Here is a 229-nt window from a genome sequence, read left to right as displayed (position 1 = left end):
CGGCGGGCCTTCGATGACGGCCTTGGCCGACACGCCGCGCCATGCCGACCAGGTCGCCGCGCTCGATGGTCAGGGACGAGTAATCGCGCCACTTCTCCGGATAGCCGATCTTCGCGTTCATCTTCGACAGCTTGATCTGGGCCTGCTTCTTGGTTTCCTCGCTCATCCAGTCCAGGGTCTGGATGCCTTCCTTGAAGGCGGTGACGAAGTTCTTCACCATCGCCTCGAC

At 62.0% G+C, this 229-nt stretch carries 1 pseudogene; it reads right to left on the bottom strand.

From position 1 onward, the window contains the following. Positions 1 to 229, bottom strand: a pseudogene (locus KVT32_RS31925) (M13 family peptidase); the annotation flags it as partial.

Source organism: Achromobacter sp. GbtcB20 (genome assembly GCF_019091095.1).
GTDB lineage: Bacteria > Pseudomonadota > Gammaproteobacteria > Burkholderiales > Burkholderiaceae_B > Achromobacter > Achromobacter mucicolens.
This window is presented reverse-complemented; position numbering and strand designations above follow the sequence as displayed.